An 18397-nucleotide genomic window follows, 5' to 3' on the forward strand; every position below is an offset into this window, starting at 1 on the left:
CAATTGGAAGCTATTCAGCTTCCAATTGTTCTTTGTATTTCTTTTTATGTTCTTCAATTTCTTCAGGCATCTCGGGGTATTTGATATCCTTATATTGCGCCAATACCTCGTAGATGATTTTTGCGACAATGAATCTACTGATTGGCTTGGAATCTGAAGGAATTACATACCAAGGTGCATGTTTTTTGCTAGTGTTTTTAATAGCCTCATTATAGCATTCCATGTATTTATCCCATAATGCTCTTTCCTTTAGGTCACCTGGGGAGAACTTCCAATTTTTTTCTTCTTCCTCCAATCGGCTCAATAATCTATTCTTTTGTTCTTCTTTACTTACATTCAAGAAGAATTTGAGGACAATCATTCCGTTTTGGGTCAATCGTTCCTCAAAATTATTGATTTGTTTGAATCGCATTTCCCAAAAATCATTGGGGAGGTTATGTGGATCTGTAATATGGGGAATTCTTTCATTCAGCAAATATTCCGGATGTACCCGAGTAACCAGGACGTTTTCGTAATGTGTCCTATTGAATACTGTGAATTTTCCTTTTTCAGGAAGTTTTATTTCATGACGCCATAAATAATCGTGCTGTAGTTCAATTTCTGTTGGTGTTTTAAAGCTTTCAACGACTACCCCCCGAACATTTATTTCCTTGAAAACTTCGCGGATCAATGAATCTTTACCCGAGGTATCCATACCTTGTAAGCAGATCAATACACTATATCTATCATCTGCATACATTTTATCCTGTAGTGCTGCTATTTTTTTTCTTAGCTCTTTAAGTTCTACTTTGGCATCCTCTTTTGATATTTCATCCCGGATATCAGTAGGATGTTCTTTTAATTTAAAGCTGCTGTTAGCGGCAAACTTCTTTATATAGTTTCCCATAGATTTTTATTTAAACAACACAATTTAATAATTTTTTGTTTATTGATTTTTAATAGGTTTTCAGATTAAATGGGAGGGTTTGTAATCTGTGCTTTATTAATATCATTCATTCTGCTGATAATTAAAAATATCATTTATTTTGATGATAATTTAAAATATCACTAAATTTGATGATATATTTGTTTATCATTTATTTTGATGATAAACGGAAATATGATTATATTGAATGATTAATTAAATAAAAACTATGAGTTACCATGTAATATTAACGGGAGATGTGGTTCATTCACGGTCACATGAGGCCAAGGAGTGGTTACCGAAGTTGGAGCATGGGATTAAAAAATATGCTCTGACGTTTGATATATTTCGGGGGGATAGTTTTCAGGCGGAGGTTTCCCTAGGTTCCTGTTTTCAGGCGATATTTTATTTAAAGGCAGAGATGCGCCAATTGGAGGGGATGGATATTCGGATTGGTATAGGTATAGGGAAGGTTGAGTTATTGGATAAGGATATCAAGAAGTCCAGTGGAGAGGCGTTTATCTATTCGGGTCAATCCTTGGACAATTTGAATAAGGAGAGTTTGGAGTTTAAGTCAAGATGGAAAGAATTGGACGAAGGATTAAATTTGATATTGACTTTATCGACCCGCTTAACGGATCAGTGGACTCCGAATATGGCAGAAACTGTTCAGGCAGCGATGGACTATCCTGAAGCGAATCAAACCGAGTTAACAAAAATCATTGGTCGGAAACATCAAAGTCAGGTGAGCACGGAATTGAGCAAAGCCAATTATTCCAAGATCAATCAAGTTATAAATTATTGTACAAAAGAATTGAAGCGATATGTTAATTGATTTGCTTAAAATGTTGATAGCCCATATTTTGGGTGATTTTGTCTTTCAACCAAAATCATGGGTTGATAAGCGAAGGACACAGATTCAATATCTCTTTTATCATGTTGCGGTCCATGCAGGGTTACTCATATTATTTTTTATAAATGACCTCGCAGGGAAATGGCAGATCATTTTGTTTCTGACGGCAGCTCATTTGGCGATCGATAGTCTAAAGATAGGCTGGGAACAGCGTTGGCCATCCAATCCAGTCAGGATATTTTTAATAGACCAGGCTTTACATATCGCCAGTATATTTGCTGTATATTACTTTAATAATCAATCGAGCTTTCAAGAGTTAATAGGTTCAATATCATTGAATAAATTTTTATTATTTGCTATAGCAATTCTATTGATCGTATTTGTTATTCCGATCATCATCCGCGTGTTTTTCAGTAAATGGAATAAGGAAGTTGAATTCAATAGCAAGCGTAAAGAGACTTTATTTGATGCCGGGACGATAATAGGGATTTTGGAACGAGCGATGATCTTAGGATTTGTATTGCTTGATTTAAATGAAGGAATAGGCTTCTTATTAGCTGCGAAATCCATATTTCGTTTTGGTGATTTAACGAATGCTAAGGACACAAAATTCACGGAATATGTGCTAATAGGTACATTATTGAGTTTTGGTTTAGGTATGTTTGTAGCATTCTCTTTAAAATATCTACTGACAATAATATAATCTACTATGAAAATAAATCTAAGGAGGGTAAAACAATTACTATTTCTTTTTGTTGGGGTCTCCGTGAGCATGAATGCGATGGCACAAAGCCCATCGTTTGAAACTGAATTAAAGAAGATTACCGATAAATATGATGCGGTTGGGCTTGCGATTGTAGTTGTAAAAGGCGGGAAACCCATCTATGAGAAGGCTTTTGGATACAAAGACCTCGAAAATAAAACAGCATTGACCACAGAGGATCTATTTCGGATAGCCTCTATTTCCAAGTCATTTAGTTCAACTGCTATCATGCAGTTGGTTGAACAAGGAAAGGTATCATTAGATGATGATATCAGTGATTTAGTAGGGTTTAAGGTAAGGAATCCGAAATTTCCAGACACGAAGATTACCTTGGAGATGATGCTTTCGCATCGGTCGAGTCTCAATGACAGCAATGGTTACTTTACATTTGATGTTTTGGATACGGTAAAAAATAAAGATTGGGCGAAATCCTATAATAATTATGAGCCAGGAACGGACTATGAATATTGTAATTTAAATTTCAATATGATTGGGGCTGTTTTGGAGCGATTAACAGAGGTTCGTTTTGATAATTATATCAAGCAGCAAATATTAACTCCATTAGGATTAGATGCGGGATATTGTGTTGATTCGTTGGATCAAAAACGCTTTGCAAAGTTGTATGATAAGGAGAATGGGGTTTATGTTGAGCAAAAGGCAGCCTACAATCCGAGGTCGGAGGAGATCAGAAATTATAAAATGGGCAAGAGCACCCCAGTATTTTCTCCTACAGGCGGAATGAAAATTTCAGCACATGATTTATCAAAATATATGTTGATGCATATGAATTATGGGAAATCAGGAAAGGTGAAGATCATTTCCAAAGCGAGTTCAAAGCGGATGCAAAAAGGATTATCTCCCAAGGAAAATTATGGACTGGCATTATTAGAAACAGATCGATTAATTGAGGGAGAGCATATGATAGGACATACTGGATCAGCTTATGGGCTGTATAGTAATATGTTTTTTGAACCGAAGAAGAAGTTTGGTTTTATTGTGATTACCAATGGATGTATTCCAACGATTGATCGGAACGAGGACATTGTCATGTCGAAGGAAGTTATTAACTTACTTTATCAAGATTTTATTAAGAAGAAGTAATCCCTGTTAACCTATTGATTCCTAGTGATAAATTTAACGGGGATTAGTAAAGGGTATATTTAAGGATTGTTTCATGAAAAATTAACTACTTTTGTAAACATTATTCAAATTGAGAATTTAGCAATATGATTATTCAACCAAGAACTAGAGGTTTTATCTGCTTGACAGCACATCCAGAAGGAGCGGCAGAGAATATCAAGAACCAAATCGAATACGTAAAATCTAAGGGTGAGATTAAGAATGGTCCTAAGAAGGTATTAGTAATCGGGGCGTCGACAGGATTTGGGATTGCTTCGCGCATAAGTGCTGCATTCGGATCAGGAGCAGCGACTATTGGAGTATTTTTTGAGAAGCCAGCATCTGAGGGAAAATTGGGTACTGCGGGCTGGTATAACAGTGCTGCTTTTGAGAAGGAAGCACATTCGGCAGGTCTATATGCGAAAAGCATAAATGGGGATGCTTTTTCTGATGAAATCAAAGCACAAACTATTGAGTTAATTAAGAAAGACTTAGGTCAGGTTGACTTGGTTGTTTATTCATTAGCATCACCACGTCGTACGCATCCAAAAACTGGGGTTCAACACTCTTCGGTATTAAAACCTATTGAACAGCCATTTACGAATAAAACTGTAGATTTTCATACGGGAGTAGTTTCAGATATTAGTATTCAACCGGTAGATTCAGCTGATGATATCAACAATACTGTAGCTGTTATGGGTGGTGAAGACTGGAAGTTTTGGATTGAAGACCTAAAGGCAGCTGGAGTTTTAGCAGAAGGTGTTAAAACTGTTGCATATTCTTATATCGGTCCAGAATTGACTTATCCAATCTATAGAAATGGAACAATTGGTCGTGCGAAGGATGATTTGGAAGCTTCTGTACCTACTATCAATGAATTATTGAAAGATTTACATGGTATTTCTTATGTATCAGTAAATAAGGCTTTAGTTACGCAGTCAAGTTCAGCTATTCCTGTGGTTCCTTTGTATATTTCATTATTATATAAAGTGATGAAGGAAAAAGGTATTCATGAAGGCACGATTGAGCAAATGCAACGATTGTTTGCTGAGCGATTATATAATGATGTGGAAACTCCATTAGATGAAAAAGGAAGAATCCGCGTTGATGATTTAGAAATGAGAGCTGATGTTCAAGAAGAGGTTGCAAAACTTTGGGAACAAGCGAATACAGAGAATTTAGAAGAGATTTCTGATATCAAAGGGTATAGGGATGATTTCTTCCAATTGTTTGGATTTAATTTCGATAACATCGATTACAATAAAGACACGAGTGAATTAGTTCAAGTTCCAAGTTTGGCTGAATAATTCATCAAATACTTCTAAAAAGGCGTTAGGAAATTTTCTTAACGCCTTTTTTAATTTGATTACTGTTAATAGGAGGTTGATAGGATAGGAATCCTATTTTTATTGTAAAAAAGTAAATTTTGTTGTAAAAAGATAGGTTAGCGTTCTTTTCTTTTTATTAATTTTAGCCAATTTAATACTGTTTGCAAAATCTACCAACCAAGACAGTTATTAGGCTATACACTAACTATGAATTAATATAAATGGATAACCAATCTATTATCGAGGAGGGACATATTCATCTCAGTGAAGGGATTCAGGAATTTGGCTATTTATTAATTACAGATTCTGCATTTACCATAATCGCTGGAAGTGAGAATTGTGAAAAGTGGTTAGGGGATTCATTTTCCGCTCAATTAGGCAATAATTTATGGGGAGTATTGGAATTATATTTTTCCAAATATGTAAGGAGTATAAGAATTGCCGTTGACCAGGTTATCAATGAGGTAAATGAACGCGTATTGTTGGAGTTAGAGGTCCAGGATGAGCCTTATTACTTAAATATCTATTTATTCCAGGATGCTATTTACTTTGAGTTTGAGAAGAAGTTTGAAGATCCCAATGTATTCTTTCCAAAATTCGAAATTGTAGATAAGTTATTATCAGCAAGTAAGGGGAAGATATGGGAGAAGGTGAGTTCTTATATTTCGAAAATCAGTGGTTTTGATCGGGTTCGTGTATTTCAATATGTGGGGGAAGGAGACGGATTGATCGTTGCGGAGTGTATTGAAAGCGATGTTTTAGAAGAACTTATCGGAAGTTATTATCCTGATATGGACATCTTTAGACATGCCAAGAATATCCACTCTGTGAATTTTCATCGCTATACAGCGGAGGTCAATGGCAGGACCATCAAGATTATTTCAAGAGAAAATTATAAAACAAACCTATCCCAGACCAATATTCGGATGATATCTCCGGTTCATGCATCTTATTTAATCAAAGATGGGGTTAATTCAAATCTAAGTGTTTCGATCCAGATTGATGGGAAATTATGGGGTTATATTTTTTGTCAAAGTAGGAAAGGGAAGAAAATAAACCTCTTAAAAAGGGAGGCCATTGTTTATTTTATTCAAATGGCTATCAATAAGTATTCGGAGGAGCAAAAAAGCAAAATCAAGGAATTCCATGATGATATCAGGAATTTTGAGCTACAACTGAAGGAGAAGCTATTATTAAAGAATAATCTCGTCAATTCTTTATCTGAGCTTGAAAAGGAGCTTTGCTATTATACAAAATCAGATTCCATGGTGATTTTGATCAATAATGAAATTTATTCTAGTAATATATCAATTGGTCATAATAAAATATTAGAAATCAAGAATTTGATATCCAGAATTTCAAATGGTTCTGTTTTTTCAGATTCTGAATTTGTATTAAAATATGGGGGACAGCTGGACTTAGATTCAGAGCGTTTTGTTGGATTAGCGTGCTTAAACGTAGATCTAAAAGAGTCTTGCAGTATATTTTGGTTTAGGAAAGAGCGGGAATTTTACAGGAAATGGGTTTCCATGCCAAATACACAAATTAATAAGCAAAGAAGTAATGAAATCTTTGAGCATGAGGATCATCCGAATTTGGATATCTGGCATCAACGGACATTTGGAACCTCAGCAAGTTGGGAGGAGAGTGAACTATTTTTTATCAAAAGGCTAGGTGACATCATCCTTCAAAGTGCGAAGAATTTTTCACAAGAGCTGGATAAACTAAATAAGGAAGTTGGCAATTTAAATCGTGCCCTAGACAATTATGCGAATACGGTTAGCCATGATTTAAAAAATCCATTATCGGCGATTAATCTTTCTACGCAGATGATTTTGCAAAGGCCAGATATGAAAGAGGATTTGCGACAAAAGATGTTGATCAATACCAAGGAAGCTGTGGACGTGATTTCTGAATTATTGAAGAGTATCCATGATTTTTCGAAGGTGAAGGATTTCGAATACCAGTTGGAGCCGGTATATGTGGATGAATTTATTCAGCAGATTGTAAACTTCAGCCAGTTAAGGTATAATGCACATCGTACGAAGGTTCATTTTGGGCAAATTTTGCCGGTTTATGGTGAAAGGAGTATCATATATCAGTTATTACAAAATTTGATAGCGAATGCGATAAAATATAGTGCCAAGGTTGAATCCCCTATGGTAGAGATATTGTCATATCATAAACATGAGTTTGTGTGTTACACAATTAAGGACAATGGGATAGGAATAGCGAAGGAGGAGTTGAGTTCGATTTATGATTCATTCAAGCGTCTGTCCAATGCAAACAGTTTTGAGGGGACTGGTTTAGGGATGTCGATTGTGAAAAGAATTACGGATAGACTACGGATAAAGATTGAGGTTGAGAGTGAGATTGGAGTAGGGACAAGCGTTCATTTATTATTCCCGAAAGAAATTGGTTCTTATTAAGTTAGGGGAAATCGGAAATAGATAATTTTAATAGCTTAAAAGCTCGTTTAAAAAAATTATATTTGCGAATTAAATTGAAGGCATAATAACCTATATGAAGCATATACGCAATTTTTGTATTATCGCACATATCGACCATGGGAAGAGTACTTTGGCCGATAGATTATTAGAGTATACCAATACCATTACCCAACGAGAGGCACAAGCTCAATTGTTGGATAATATGGATTTGGAACGTGAAAGAGGGATTACGATTAAGAGCCATGCAATCCAAATGGAGTATACCAAAGATGGACAAACGTATGTGTTGAACTTAATTGATACTCCGGGTCACGTAGATTTTTCTTATGAGGTATCACGTTCGATTGCAGCCTGTGAAGGTGCATTATTGATTGTAGATGCTTCCCAAGGTATTCAAGCACAAACTATTTCCAATTTATATTTAGCATTAGAACATGATCTAGAGATCATTCCAATTTTGAATAAGATGGATTTACCTGGTGCTATGCCTGAAGAGGTTAAAGACCAGATTGTTGAATTAATTGGAGGGAAAAGGGAGGATATTATTCCTGCATCTGGTAAAACAGGTATGGGTATCCCAGATATATTAGCTGCTATTGTGGAGCGCGTTCCTGCTCCCGTAGGAGATCCGGATGCACCATTACAAGCTTTGATTTTTGACTCGGTTTTTAATTCATTCAGAGGGATTATGGCCTATTTCAAAGTGGAAAATGGAGAAATCCGTAAAGGAGACAAGGTTAAATTCGTAGCTACTGGCAAAGAATACTTTGCTGATGAAGTAGGTACATTAAAATTAAACCAAGTTCCGAAAGAAGTAATCAAGACAGGTGATGTTGGATATATTATTTCAGGGATCAAGGAAGCTAGAGAGGTAAAAGTAGGAGATACTATTACAAAGAAGGATCGTCCATGTTCACAGGCTATTCAAGGATTTGAGGAGGTTAAGCCGATGGTATTCGCGGGTATCTATCCTGTAGATACGGAGGATTATGAAGAATTGAGGGAATCAATGCACCGTTTGCAACTGAATGATGCTTCGCTTGTATTTGAGCCAGAGTCATCAGCTGCCTTAGGTTTTGGATTCCGTTGTGGATTCTTGGGAATGCTTCACATGGAGATTATCCAAGAGCGTCTAGAGCGTGAGTTTGATATGACCGTTATTACTACGGTTCCAAACGTTTCGTATTTAGCATACTTGTCTAAGGATCATGAGGAAATTGTTGTTCACAACCCTTCGGATTTACCAGACCCAAGTAAATTAGATAGTATTGAGGAACCTTATATCAAGGCAAATATTATTACGAAAGCTGAATTCGTAGGACCAGTAATGTCATTATGTATTCAGAAACGTGGTACTATCATTAATCAATCGTATTTAACATCAGATCGGGTAGAATTGGTATTTGAGATGCCAATGGGCGAGATCGTATTTGATTTTTATGATAAGTTAAAGACCATTTCTAAGGGCTATGCTTCATTTGACTATCATCAGATAGGCTATAGACAATCGGATTTGGTTAAATTAGACATTCGTTTAAATGATGAGCCAGTAGATGCTTTATCATCATTGATTCACCGTAGTAATGCTTATGATTTTGGTAAGAAGATTTGTGAGAAGTTAAAGGAGTTATTACCAAGGCAACAGTTTGAGATTCGTATCCAAGCTTCGATTGGAGCCAAGATCATAGCGAGGGAAACGATTTCAGCATTACGTAAGGATGTTACAGCGAAATGTTATGGTGGTGATATTTCCCGTAAGCGTAAGTTATTGGAGAAGCAGAAGAAGGGTAAAAAACGTATGCGTCAGGTAGGGAATGTTGAGATTCCGCAATCAGCATTTATGGCTGTTTTGAAATTAGATTAAGATAATCAACCTATTTAATATATCATGAATTTATTGGACGGTAAGGAAGTATCAACCAAAGTAAAAGAAGACATTAAACGCGAAGCGGCGGAATTGACTGAGAAGTTAGGCCGTAAGCCTCATTTACTTGCGATTCTCGTGGGGAATGATGGCGGAAGTGAGACTTATGTTGCGAGCAAAATGAGAAATTGCGAGCAGGTCGGTTTTGCTTCGACAAATCTTCGATATGATACGGACATCACTGAAAAAGAGTTAATCGATAAAATCAAAGAAATTAATGCTGATGATAGCATTGATGGATTAATAGTACAATTACCACTTCCTAAACATATTGATCCAGAAAAGATTACGGAAGCTATAGACTACCGCAAGGATGTTGATGGATTTCATCCTATCAATTTGGGTCGTATGCAGCGTAATTTACCATGTTTTATTCCTGCGACCCCATACGGTATTATGTTGATGTTAGAACATTACGGTATTGATACATCGGGCAAGAAAGCTGTAATCGTTGGGAGAAGTAATATTGTTGGTTCGCCAATGAGCATTTTACTTGCGAGGAATTCAAATCCTGGCAATTGTACTGTAACCCTAACTCATAGTAGAACTAAGGATTTGAAATCTGAAGTTTTGCAAGGTGATATTGTTGTTGCAGCTATTGGCAAGAAGAATTTTGTGACCGCAGATATGGTAAAAGAAGGTGCCATCGTAATTGATGTAGGTATCAATCGTGAGACTTCAACAGAAACTAAATCAGGATTTAAACTATTTGGAGATGTTGATTTTGAAAATGTTGCTCCCAAAGCATCGTGGATTACGCCAGTTCCGGGAGGAGTTGGATTAATGACTATTATTGGTTTATTAAAGAATACCCTTGAGGCTGCAAAAGGAACTGTTTATCCTAAAGGATAAGTAGTTTACTTATAAATATTATTGAAGAGCTTCCAATTTTGGAGGCTCTTTTTATTTTTCTGCATATAAGAATAAACTATTTGAGCTTCCCGTTAGTTATTATGCTATAAAAGAGAAGATTATAACCTACAATGCCATGGCAAAATTGGATACAGTAAAAAATAGAGATATTTGGGAGATGATCAACCAAAACAATGAGAACCTAGAAAAACTCCACGATATTGTCCGGAAATCTTTTGAAGAAGAAAAATTGATCACGGAAAGTTTGATAAATCCGACGGATGAATATCTTAACAAGGGTCAGATGATATCTGACAAGGTAGCACGTTTTGGGGGGAGTTGGTCCTTTATCATGATATTTACTGGAATTCTTATTGTTTGGATTATCTATAACTCGATGATGGCCAAACAGGATCAATTTGATCCGTATCCATTTATTTTAATGAATTTAGTGTTATCTTGTTTAGCTGCATTGCAGGCACCAATAATTATGATGAGCCAAAATCGTCAAGAGGAGAAGGATCGTAAGAGAGCAGAGAATGATTATTTGGTCAACCTAAAGGCAGAATTAGAAATTCGTAGTTTACACAAAAAGATAGATGTATTGTTAGAGGAGGAGATTAAACAATTATTTGATTCGCAGGTAAACCATTTGAAATTATTGAAGCAACTATCAGAACATGTTGATCAAATGGAAAAGGAACTCAAACAAAAGAAAAACCCTGAATAGTTTAACAAGTGATAAATAGTTGATTAAAAAAATGGTATAAATATTGTATCGAAGCATCTAGTAGATTAATTTTAATTAAATAATTACACAAACAAATAAAAACATGAAAAAAATCGCGGTATTAGCAGCAGTTGCATGTGCTATTTCATTATCAGCATGTAACAATAATTCATCAATGGACAAAAACAATGATGGAGATACTACAGTTGGTGAGAAGTTAGATCATTCAATTGAGACTACAGAGCAATCAGTTGATGAATTAAAGGCAGATGTGAATGCTGAATTAGCCAAAGCAGAAGAAAATGCGAAGAAAGCACAAGCAGATTTAGATGCAGCAGTTAAGAGTGGAGACAAGAAAGCACAAGAGGCAGCACAAAAAGCATTAGATGATGCAAATGCAGCTTGGGAAAGAACAAAAGAAGCAGCTAAGAATGCAGGTCAAAAAATTGAAGATGGTGTTAACAATGCTGTAGATGCAACTAAAGAAGCTGGTCAAAAGACTGGTGAAGCTATCGACAAGACTGCAGAAAAAGTTGGTGATAAAACCAAACAATTATCTGAAGACGCTAAGAGAAAAGCGGAAAACGTTAAAGAAGCTTTAGAAAACTAATAAAATCCATTTTATATAAATGGTAATTAAGTTTTTAATGAAAGCGCCAATTTAGTTGGCGCTTTTTTTATGTTTAAATTGTATTTAATGCTGTATATTGCTAGATATGGGTATAAATATGGCTTGGAATAAAACAGAGATTATCAATTATTGTCGAACAAAGTGTGAGAAAAGAATTATTGAGATTCAATCAGCGATGGAGTCGGCTCAAGATGCTATTTTAAATGATACGAAGAGTAGTATGGGCGATAAATATGAAACCTCTCGCGAGATGGCTCAACAAGAGATTAGTAGACTTCAAACCCAATTGCAACAGGCAGAGATTGATTTGGATAAAATCAATAATTTGAATATCGAACCTTCCGAACATGTAAAGGTTGGGAGTATCGTTATCACTGATCAGTTTGATTATTTTATTGCTATATCCATAGGTGCTGTTAAGATTGGTGAGAAAAGCATTATGGTAATTTCGAAAGAATCACCAATAGGGAATTTACTATTTGCAAAGAAGGTAGGAGATGAGGTTCAATTTAATGCAAAGACCTTAATTATTGAAGGTATAATCTAATCCACAGGCGTTTAATCTATAGAATTTTGGCCTTAACTGGTTTGTATTTAATAAAATATTAAGAAAGAAAGAGTTTTTGTTACAAATTATAATAGGCTGTGAAATAGAGTTTAAGGGAATAAATGCTTAGAATTCGAAGGAAGGGGGCATTTGTATAGATTGATTTACAATAAATGAAAAAAATATTTATCAAAACTATTTAGCTCTAATTTTTGTTTAGCTTTAAGTATTATTTACCAACAAAAACACGGTTTTTATGAATCTTAAAAAAATCTTAACTATTGCATTAGTTTCAGGTACATTAATGACTGGAACAATTGCGTGTAAGTCCAAAATTTCGGACGCTGATTTGAAGGCTAAAGTTGAAACAGCTATTCAATCAAATCCAGGGGTAACTGTTGAGGTAAAGGATGGCGTTGTTACCTTAAATGGTACGGCCAATTCTGAGGATGAGAAAGTGCAAATTGAAAATGCGGCAAAAGCTGCGGACAGCAAAGGGGTTAAATCAGTAATGAACAATATTGTTGTTAACACGATGCCTCCTGTTGAAATCAACACGAACGATGCTGATCTTACTACGAAGGTTACGGAGTTTACGAAGGATTTCCCAACGGTAAAAACTGCAGTTGCAGATGGGGTAATTACAGTAACTGGGGAATTAGAACAAGCACGTGTTCAAGCATTAAAAATGGGATTAGATGCATTGAATCCTAAGAAAGTTGACATGTCAGGATTAACTGTTAAATAATAAGGACTATGAGTTTACAATCAAAATATCAAGTATTAATAGATACTGCGAAAGCTTCAGGTATGTCAGATTTGGCAATTGCGGAGCAAGATGGCGTATTGCATATTCAAGGAACAGCAGCAAGTGCTGATGTAAAAAACAAATTATGGGATATTTATAATCAAATTGACCCTAACTTTTTATCGGGTGATGTCGTTATGAATGTTGATGTATCATCAGCTGTTGCAGGTTCTCAAGTACGGGTTATTACTGAAAGCAGTAATCTAAATATTCGTAAAGGACCTGGAACGGATCAACCTATCGTTGGGAAAGCTGCTAAAGATGAAGTTATTACTTTAATTAGCAGAGCGAATGACCAATGGTGGTTAGTTAGAACTAAAGATGGTGAAGAAGGATATTGTTATGCTCAGTATCTTGAACCTATTAGTTAATACGTATTAGGAAAGAAAAATAAATGCCCATTATTAATATAATGGGCATTTTTATTTTTTTAGAATTTTTACAGCTGAAGGGAAACGATATTTCCTTGGCTTCCAGCGAGGTAAATGATTTTTTTATTGTCTGATAATGCAATTACATTAAAACTTTCTTTAGAGATGTTTTGCCATGTTTTTCCGGCATCTTTGGAGATATCTGTTCCGGATGTGCCAGTTGCAATCAAAGTTTGCGCATTAATGTATTTAACACAAGAGCGATAACCAAATACAGGGATTTCAGGTTTTTCCCATGAAAGTCCGCCATTAAATGTCAATAAGATATTATTGCTATTATTTTGATCTTCAGTATAATTCCCACCTACAACAACGCCAATTCTTTCAGTAAGGAAGTCAATTGAGAAAATGCCTGTGCTAGGAGAGCCAGACCAAATGGGCACATCTTGAACATCCAATTTGCTTTCTTTCTCACTTCTTTTCATCAAACTGGAATACGATCCGCCAGTTCCAATATATAGCCAATTATTTATGACTTGCAGGGATGTTCCACTTGCTGCAAAAGCAGCTTCACCAGGTTCAGCAAATAAATGGATGGCATTGGTAACATCTTTCCAGGACTTTCCTTTATTTGTACTTTTTAATAATTGAAATTGTCCATCAATTGGATCTCCTAAAATATAGCCTGTTTTACCTTGAAAATCCATTCCATCCAAGAAAATTTCGGGGTTTTCATTTTTATAGACTTCAGTCCATGTTTTGCCGGCATTTTTGGTGTGAAGGACTATTGCTGGAGCTCCGGCACTTACAATTACGGCTTCCTTAGCGCTAAAGACTTCAATATCACGGAAGTCAAATTTTTCATAACCTTTCGGAGATACCCAAGTCCAGGTTTTGCCTTCATCCGTAGATCTTCCAACCATTCCGTTGCTACCACTTACCCAAACTACATTATTCTTATAGGTTTCCAATCCTCTGAAACTAGATATATTTTCAGTAGAGAGAGGGGTGAACTCTTGCGCTTGAATTTGAGTTGCTAGACCACATATTGCTAGAAATAAGAGTAGATTTTTCATAATTCCAATCGTTATGAAAGTTGTTTCATCAACTCATCAAATTCATTTCTCAGTGTTTGGAGTTGTTCTTCCAGTTGGCTAACTCTTTCTTCTAAAACAGTAATGGCCGAATTATTAGCAGGAGCAGAGGGAGATGAGTTTTCATCCTCATAGGAGTCTTCATCAAACTCAGCGAACAAATGAATATATCGAGCTTCTTTTTGACCAGGTCGTTTAGGGAGTTGTTTGATATAGTTAGGTTCTTCCGAGCTTAATTTATCAAGTATTTCAAAAACTTGATCTAGATTTTCAAATTCATATAATCTTCCGGAGTTTGTATTTAATTCACCGGCAGTCATAGGTCCTCTTAAAAACAAGAGACAGATAATTGCTAGTTCTTGGGGTAATAAGGGAAATTGGATTGCTAGATTATGTTTGTATTTGGTCACTCTGCTTCCACCACCAACGACAGTAGAAATAAGTCCTTTTTTTCTTAATGTGTCTAACACTTGAATTACTGTTGATTCATCATACTGGACAACCGGTTTTCTTGATGTTTTTTGGTTACAGGCTGTTAATAGTCCATTTAATGTCAGGGGATAATATTCAGGAGTTGTTTTAGATTTTTCTAACATAGATCCTAATACTCGGATTTCTTCTTGACTTAAGATTGGTATTGATAAATTTTCTTCCATAAAAGCGTAAATCGTGAATTTTACTAAATATACAGATTAATACAGGAAGAGGAAGATAAAAAAAACAGCCTATTCAATGAATAGGCTGTGGATATTTTTGGGGAAGGCTGATTTAGTTTTTAATAAGATTTGAGTTTTTGATTACTCTACATCCATAAACTGGGCAATTTCTTCCCTTATATCAGCTGGTAACATCATATAAATTTCTTTCTTTAATGTTACTTGTTCTCCATGAATTGTTGAGATTTTTCCATCATAACTAATAATTGATTCAAATCCTCCGATAAGCCATTTACCATCAGTTTGCAAATAATTACGATGTTTCTCGTCTAATTTTTTTAATTCTTTAATAATTTCTTCACTATTAAAGTTTTGATTCTTTACCATATTAAAAAATCCTCTTTTTTAGCAGATTACAACTTGAATTGGAAAATTAGGTTTATACCCATTCTCAGAAATTCAAATTATTATCTAATGTTAAACAACTACGGCAACGAATATGAAAATATTGTGCCAATTCTATACAATTTTGGTTAAAAAATTTATAAATAATTTAAGGTTAATAGGTTGCGAATATATTATCTATTTCCTTAACCAATATGAACTTTTTGATATATTGGGTTCATAATAGTGTTTTCATTTTTATAAATTAAGTGTACTGTCCTAAAATTTCATAATAAAATGTATGTTATAATTAACAGATATTTAAATAAATTATTATTTGAAATTGCGGAAAGTTTTTTAGTCTTCCTTTTCTTTATATGCTGAATATAAGGCAGTAAAGGGAGGTTTTATTGAGACTGCTATGAGTCTTTTTTTCTTTTCATCTGTAAAGTAATGATTGTTCTTAGTTAGTCCTAGATATTCATATCGTTCTTCATAGAACTTCAGGAGGTAATCAAGATTAGTTTTCTCCAACATTTTAAATTTAAATACAGCGTAAGTAGCTTTTCCACCTTGGAATAAGTAATACATTGTTTCGATTAAATCGGAGTTTGTATCATAACTTAATACATCATTTTTATCGATTAGCACTTTTCTTTTTTCTAGGCTGGTTATTTGGTTTTTAGTCTTTCCATAAAAGGAGACGGGTTCAGGGATATCAGTAATATTGGGTATTACTTTTATTTCTAGGGAATGGTTTTTATCATTTATTTTTGCGGAGATTTTAGTTTTGCCAATATGATGGGCAGTAAAAGTTCCATCATCCTCAATTGTACCTACAAATTTCTTGGATGATTTCCATTCTGAGATATTTCCTTTGGATGTAATTTGGATGGTATTGCCGACATGTAATTCAAGGGACTTTTGATCGAATCTGTATTCTTGTAGTTTATTATCGTCTAGCAGTTCATCTTTCTTTACACAGGAAGTTTGGATTGATGAAATGAAAAGGATTATTAAGAAGGGGAAGCTTTTATTTATTGCCATGCTCATTGGATTTTGTTCAAAACTAAAGTTAATATATTAACCTGTAGTTAAAATTATAATAAATAAAAATTTTGCCTTTGTTTTTGTTATTTTTAAAGAGGTTGCATAATGAAAAACATTTCAAAATAATTTATGATGGGAGAAAATGAAAAGATTCTGAACCTTATTCAGGATTTGATGAAGAATGATATTTTGGCAGATTTCTTAAGGGATTATGATTTTTCGGTTAATCTTTTTGGCTTAAAGATTTCAGATTCAAGGCATTTATTTTTAAGGTTATCACAACCGAAAGATGAAATAATACTTTGGTTACAGGAGGAATATATTCCAAAAATGGATCATACCGGGAATTGGATTCAGTATCCCGCAATTGAAAATCCACGAGTTGAAAGGATTGAACCTTCCAGCAAATATATACCTACAGATTTGAACTATGGAGAATTTGTAAATAATTTATTAGGATTTTTCGATCAATTAAAGGCATATAAAGCTAGTCATCTTCAGAATGTTGACTTAGATCAACTTAACCGAAGGATTGATGAAATGATTCAAGAAATTAAGACCTTGAGCCAGTTAAACTAATAAGATCAAAAGTCATTTTTCGCAAAGGAAAAAAAGCTACTCAAGAATGAGTAGCTTTTTCTATATTATAATGCTGGATTATTAGCATATTCTTTCCACACATCTTGGATTGATTTTCCGAGAGACTGTCTAAAAAAGTCATTATAGTTTGTTCCTTGGATCAATGCACTGTTTAATTGCTTGACAAAATTCTTGTTTTTATGGGTTTCTATCCAAAGCAGGAATCTACCTGTGATTCCGTAACTTCCGTCGTAATTATGTTCAGGTTTATAATCCTGTAGGGTCCAAGGATCAGGATTGTCTATTCCATAATGGTATCTCACATTATCTGCAATTCCTTCCACTAGCCATCCCGGTACATTACCCTTGTAATCTTGTTGAATATGATGCATGGTTTCATGAACCACCACATCACCATCCTTAGGATTTCCTTCCATATATTTATATGCAAAGACTACCACATCACCAAAGGCATAGGCTACGCCGTCATAGGTAGGGTCTATAATAAAGTAAAGTTTGCGTTTTGCCTTAGGATTGAAATCAGTAATTAACTTTGGATAAACGGTAAAGAATGTATTAGTTAATCTTTCCTGATATTCTAATTGAGTCTTTGAAGAGTGATTAATGAAGACGAGTGAAACATTATTTTTGGTTAGACTATCAATTTTCTGAAGCGGTTCTTGCTTCTGACTAGAGGGGGGCATTTGCCTTAATCTAAATTCAGAGGCTTGGAACATATTATCATTATAAAGTTTAGTTATTGACCATTTATAATGGGTGAATTTTTCCTCGTTTTTAAAATAAAAGCTATAAGTATTATTTCTTTTTCTGAATTGCATCCCCATGTGGCTATCTAATTCTTTCCATGCTTTTCCATCATTAGATCCAAAAAATTTCCAGTCCATAGGGTCACGACCATCGAAATCATTTCCGGTAGTAAAATCATAGGATGCGACTAACTTAGCTGAGTCGAATTGAAAAGTAATATCTAGACCTTTGAAGTTTTTTGCTAGGAATTTGGTATTTAGGTCGCTATCGGTTAATTTTTTCGAGCCTTCAGCCCCATTAGGTCCATCTTGGTTTTCAATACTTACCCTAACTGTTGCTTCGGCAGTTATGTCTTTAATTGGGATTTTCTCTAATTCGGGGTCTGGGATATGGGTATCATCGATGTTATCTTTACTACAACTACTATATAAAAGAATGCACAAGAGTGATACAATCAGGGAAAACCTGTTTATTTTCATATTTCGCATATAATTTAAAGTTTAGTTTATAAAAGAAGTAAGTATTTTCATAATGTTAAAATAACGTATAAATCAGGAAGTTGTTATGTAGGTTTTCAGCTAAATAT

19 protein-coding genes are annotated in these 18397 nt (G+C 34.8%); 13 read left to right on the top strand and 6 right to left on the bottom strand.

Translation table 11 applies throughout. The features are described 5' to 3' along the window. Positions 1 to 10: 10 nt before the first annotated feature. Entirely contained in the window at positions 11 to 886 is an 876-nt protein-coding gene (locus PZ892_RS08635; RefSeq protein WP_277712795.1) for a PPK2 family polyphosphate kinase, read from the bottom strand. A gap of 247 nt (positions 887 to 1133) precedes the next feature. Here PZ892_RS08635 and PZ892_RS08640 point away from each other — a divergent pair, with 247 nt between their 5' ends. From PZ892_RS08640 to PZ892_RS08695, 12 genes are all read left to right on the top strand, one after another. Further along, positions 1134 to 1739, top strand: a complete 606-nt coding sequence (locus tag PZ892_RS08640) for a hypothetical protein (protein WP_277712796.1) — start codon at positions 1134 to 1136, stop codon at positions 1737 to 1739. After that, positions 1729 to 2460 carry a DUF3307 domain-containing protein gene (locus PZ892_RS08645; RefSeq protein WP_277712797.1) on the top strand — a complete coding sequence of 244 codons (732 nt, stop codon included), beginning with the start codon at positions 1729 to 1731 and terminating at the stop codon, positions 2458 to 2460. The genes PZ892_RS08640 and PZ892_RS08645 overlap by 11 nt, the downstream gene beginning before the upstream one ends. Positions 2461 to 2466: 6 nt before the next feature. Then, positions 2467 to 3621: a serine hydrolase domain-containing protein gene (locus PZ892_RS08650; RefSeq protein WP_277712798.1), complete on the top strand. Its 1155-nt coding sequence runs from the start codon at positions 2467 to 2469 to the stop codon at positions 3619 to 3621. 125 nt (positions 3622 to 3746) lie between these two features. Beyond that, positions 3747 to 4946: an enoyl-ACP reductase FabV gene (gene fabV, locus PZ892_RS08655; RefSeq protein ID WP_277712799.1), complete on the top strand. Its 1200-nt coding sequence runs from the start codon at positions 3747 to 3749 to the stop codon at positions 4944 to 4946. Between the two features lie 242 nt (positions 4947 to 5188). Continuing rightward, entirely contained in the window at positions 5189 to 7396 is a 2208-nt protein-coding gene (locus PZ892_RS08660) for an ATP-binding protein (RefSeq protein WP_277712800.1), read from the top strand. Between the two features lie 94 nt (positions 7397 to 7490). Next, entirely contained in the window at positions 7491 to 9281 is a 1791-nt protein-coding gene (gene lepA / locus PZ892_RS08665) for a translation elongation factor 4 (RefSeq protein ID WP_094256347.1), read from the top strand. A 24-nt stretch (positions 9282 to 9305) separates the two neighbouring features. After that, entirely contained in the window at positions 9306 to 10193 is an 888-nt protein-coding gene (locus tag PZ892_RS08670) for a tetrahydrofolate dehydrogenase/cyclohydrolase catalytic domain-containing protein (protein ID WP_094256348.1), read from the top strand. Between the two features lie 136 nt (positions 10194 to 10329). After that, positions 10330 to 10923 carry a DUF1003 domain-containing protein gene (locus PZ892_RS08675; RefSeq protein WP_277712801.1) on the top strand — a complete coding sequence of 198 codons (594 nt, stop codon included), beginning with the start codon at positions 10330 to 10332 and terminating at the stop codon, positions 10921 to 10923. Positions 10924 to 11026: 103 nt separating this feature from the next. Then, positions 11027 to 11533, top strand: coding sequence for a hypothetical protein (locus PZ892_RS08680; protein WP_094256350.1), 507 nt, complete (start codon positions 11027 to 11029; stop codon positions 11531 to 11533). Positions 11534 to 11651: 118 nt separating this feature from the next. Further along, positions 11652 to 12101, top strand: coding sequence for a hypothetical protein (locus tag PZ892_RS08685; RefSeq protein ID WP_277712802.1), 450 nt, complete (start codon positions 11652 to 11654; stop codon positions 12099 to 12101). Between the two features lie 256 nt (positions 12102 to 12357). Continuing rightward, complete coding sequence (locus PZ892_RS08690) at positions 12358 to 12849, top strand: BON domain-containing protein (RefSeq protein ID WP_277712804.1); 492 nt, start codon at positions 12358 to 12360, stop codon at positions 12847 to 12849. Between the two features lie 8 nt (positions 12850 to 12857). Next, positions 12858 to 13280 (top strand): SH3 domain-containing protein, encoded by a 423-nt coding sequence (locus PZ892_RS08695; protein ID WP_094256353.1) that lies wholly within the window; start codon positions 12858 to 12860, stop codon positions 13278 to 13280. 68 nt (positions 13281 to 13348) lie between these two features. Here PZ892_RS08695 and PZ892_RS08700 read toward each other — a convergent pair whose 3' ends face one another. From PZ892_RS08700 to PZ892_RS08715, 4 genes are all read right to left on the bottom strand, one after another. Then, on the bottom strand, positions 13349 to 14356 hold the full coding sequence (locus tag PZ892_RS08700; RefSeq protein WP_277712805.1) for a YCF48-related protein: 1008 nt from the start codon (positions 14354 to 14356) through the stop codon (positions 13349 to 13351). An 11-nt stretch (positions 14357 to 14367) separates the two neighbouring features. Continuing rightward, positions 14368 to 15030 (bottom strand): YceH family protein, encoded by a 663-nt coding sequence (locus PZ892_RS08705; RefSeq protein ID WP_094256355.1) that lies wholly within the window; start codon positions 15028 to 15030, stop codon positions 14368 to 14370. Positions 15031 to 15171: 141 nt separating this feature from the next. Then, positions 15172 to 15417 (bottom strand): hypothetical protein, encoded by a 246-nt coding sequence (locus PZ892_RS08710; RefSeq protein WP_094256356.1) that lies wholly within the window; start codon positions 15415 to 15417, stop codon positions 15172 to 15174. Positions 15418 to 15771: 354 nt separating this feature from the next. Continuing rightward, the gene (locus tag PZ892_RS08715) at positions 15772 to 16461 is read right to left on the bottom strand and encodes an Ig-like domain-containing protein (RefSeq protein ID WP_277712806.1); all 690 of its coding nucleotides are present in this window, start codon (positions 16459 to 16461) and stop codon (positions 15772 to 15774) included. Positions 16462 to 16593: 132 nt separating this feature from the next. Between PZ892_RS08715 and PZ892_RS08720 the strand changes: the two genes are divergently transcribed. Then, the gene (locus PZ892_RS08720) at positions 16594 to 17043 is read left to right on the top strand and encodes a hypothetical protein (RefSeq protein ID WP_277712807.1); all 450 of its coding nucleotides are present in this window, start codon (positions 16594 to 16596) and stop codon (positions 17041 to 17043) included. Positions 17044 to 17108: 65 nt separating this feature from the next. Here PZ892_RS08720 and PZ892_RS08725 read toward each other — a convergent pair whose 3' ends face one another. Next, a complete protein-coding gene (locus tag PZ892_RS08725) occupies positions 17109 to 18290 on the bottom strand; it encodes a basic secretory protein-like protein (RefSeq protein ID WP_277712808.1) in 1182 nt (393 codons plus the stop codon). Between the last annotated feature and the right edge of the window lie 107 nt (positions 18291 to 18397).

This window comes from Sphingobacterium sp. WM, from assembly GCF_029542465.1.
Lineage (GTDB): Bacteria > Bacteroidota > Bacteroidia > Sphingobacteriales > Sphingobacteriaceae > Sphingobacterium > Sphingobacterium cellulitidis.

Bases quoted from the DNA above. Each gene is read 5' to 3' on its own strand.
- fabV (WP_277712799.1), top strand. From the start codon at position 3,747: ATGATTATTCAACCAAGAACTAGAGGTTTTATCTGCTTGACAGCACAT.
- PZ892_RS08640 (WP_277712796.1), top strand. From the start codon at position 1,134: ATGAGTTACCATGTAATATTAACGGGAGATGTGGTTCATTCACGGTCA.
- PZ892_RS08710 (WP_094256356.1), bottom strand. From the start codon at position 15,417: ATGGTAAAGAATCAAAACTTTAATAGTGAAGAAATTATTAAAGAATTA.
- PZ892_RS08695 (WP_094256353.1), top strand. From the start codon at position 12,858: ATGAGTTTACAATCAAAATATCAAGTATTAATAGATACTGCGAAAGCT.
- PZ892_RS08650 (WP_277712798.1), top strand. From the start codon at position 2,467: ATGAAAATAAATCTAAGGAGGGTAAAACAATTACTATTTCTTTTTGTT.
- PZ892_RS08645 (WP_277712797.1), top strand. From the start codon at position 1,729: ATGTTAATTGATTTGCTTAAAATGTTGATAGCCCATATTTTGGGTGAT.
- PZ892_RS08670 (WP_094256348.1), top strand. From the start codon at position 9,306: ATGAATTTATTGGACGGTAAGGAAGTATCAACCAAAGTAAAAGAAGAC.
- PZ892_RS08715 (WP_277712806.1), bottom strand. From the start codon at position 16,461: ATGGCAATAAATAAAAGCTTCCCCTTCTTAATAATCCTTTTCATTTCA.
- PZ892_RS08690 (WP_277712804.1), top strand. From the start codon at position 12,358: ATGAATCTTAAAAAAATCTTAACTATTGCATTAGTTTCAGGTACATTA.
- PZ892_RS08720 (WP_277712807.1), top strand. From the start codon at position 16,594: ATGATGGGAGAAAATGAAAAGATTCTGAACCTTATTCAGGATTTGATG.
- PZ892_RS08685 (WP_277712802.1), top strand. From the start codon at position 11,652: ATGGCTTGGAATAAAACAGAGATTATCAATTATTGTCGAACAAAGTGT.
- lepA (WP_094256347.1), top strand. From the start codon at position 7,491: ATGAAGCATATACGCAATTTTTGTATTATCGCACATATCGACCATGGG.
- PZ892_RS08700 (WP_277712805.1), bottom strand. From the start codon at position 14,356: ATGAAAAATCTACTCTTATTTCTAGCAATATGTGGTCTAGCAACTCAA.
- PZ892_RS08725 (WP_277712808.1), bottom strand. From the start codon at position 18,290: ATGAAAATAAACAGGTTTTCCCTGATTGTATCACTCTTGTGCATTCTT.
- PZ892_RS08660 (WP_277712800.1), top strand. From the start codon at position 5,189: ATGGATAACCAATCTATTATCGAGGAGGGACATATTCATCTCAGTGAA.
- PZ892_RS08675 (WP_277712801.1), top strand. From the start codon at position 10,330: ATGGCAAAATTGGATACAGTAAAAAATAGAGATATTTGGGAGATGATC.
- PZ892_RS08705 (WP_094256355.1), bottom strand. From the start codon at position 15,030: ATGGAAGAAAATTTATCAATACCAATCTTAAGTCAAGAAGAAATCCGA.
- PZ892_RS08635 (WP_277712795.1), bottom strand. From the start codon at position 886: ATGGGAAACTATATAAAGAAGTTTGCCGCTAACAGCAGCTTTAAATTA.
- PZ892_RS08680 (WP_094256350.1), top strand. From the start codon at position 11,027: ATGAAAAAAATCGCGGTATTAGCAGCAGTTGCATGTGCTATTTCATTA.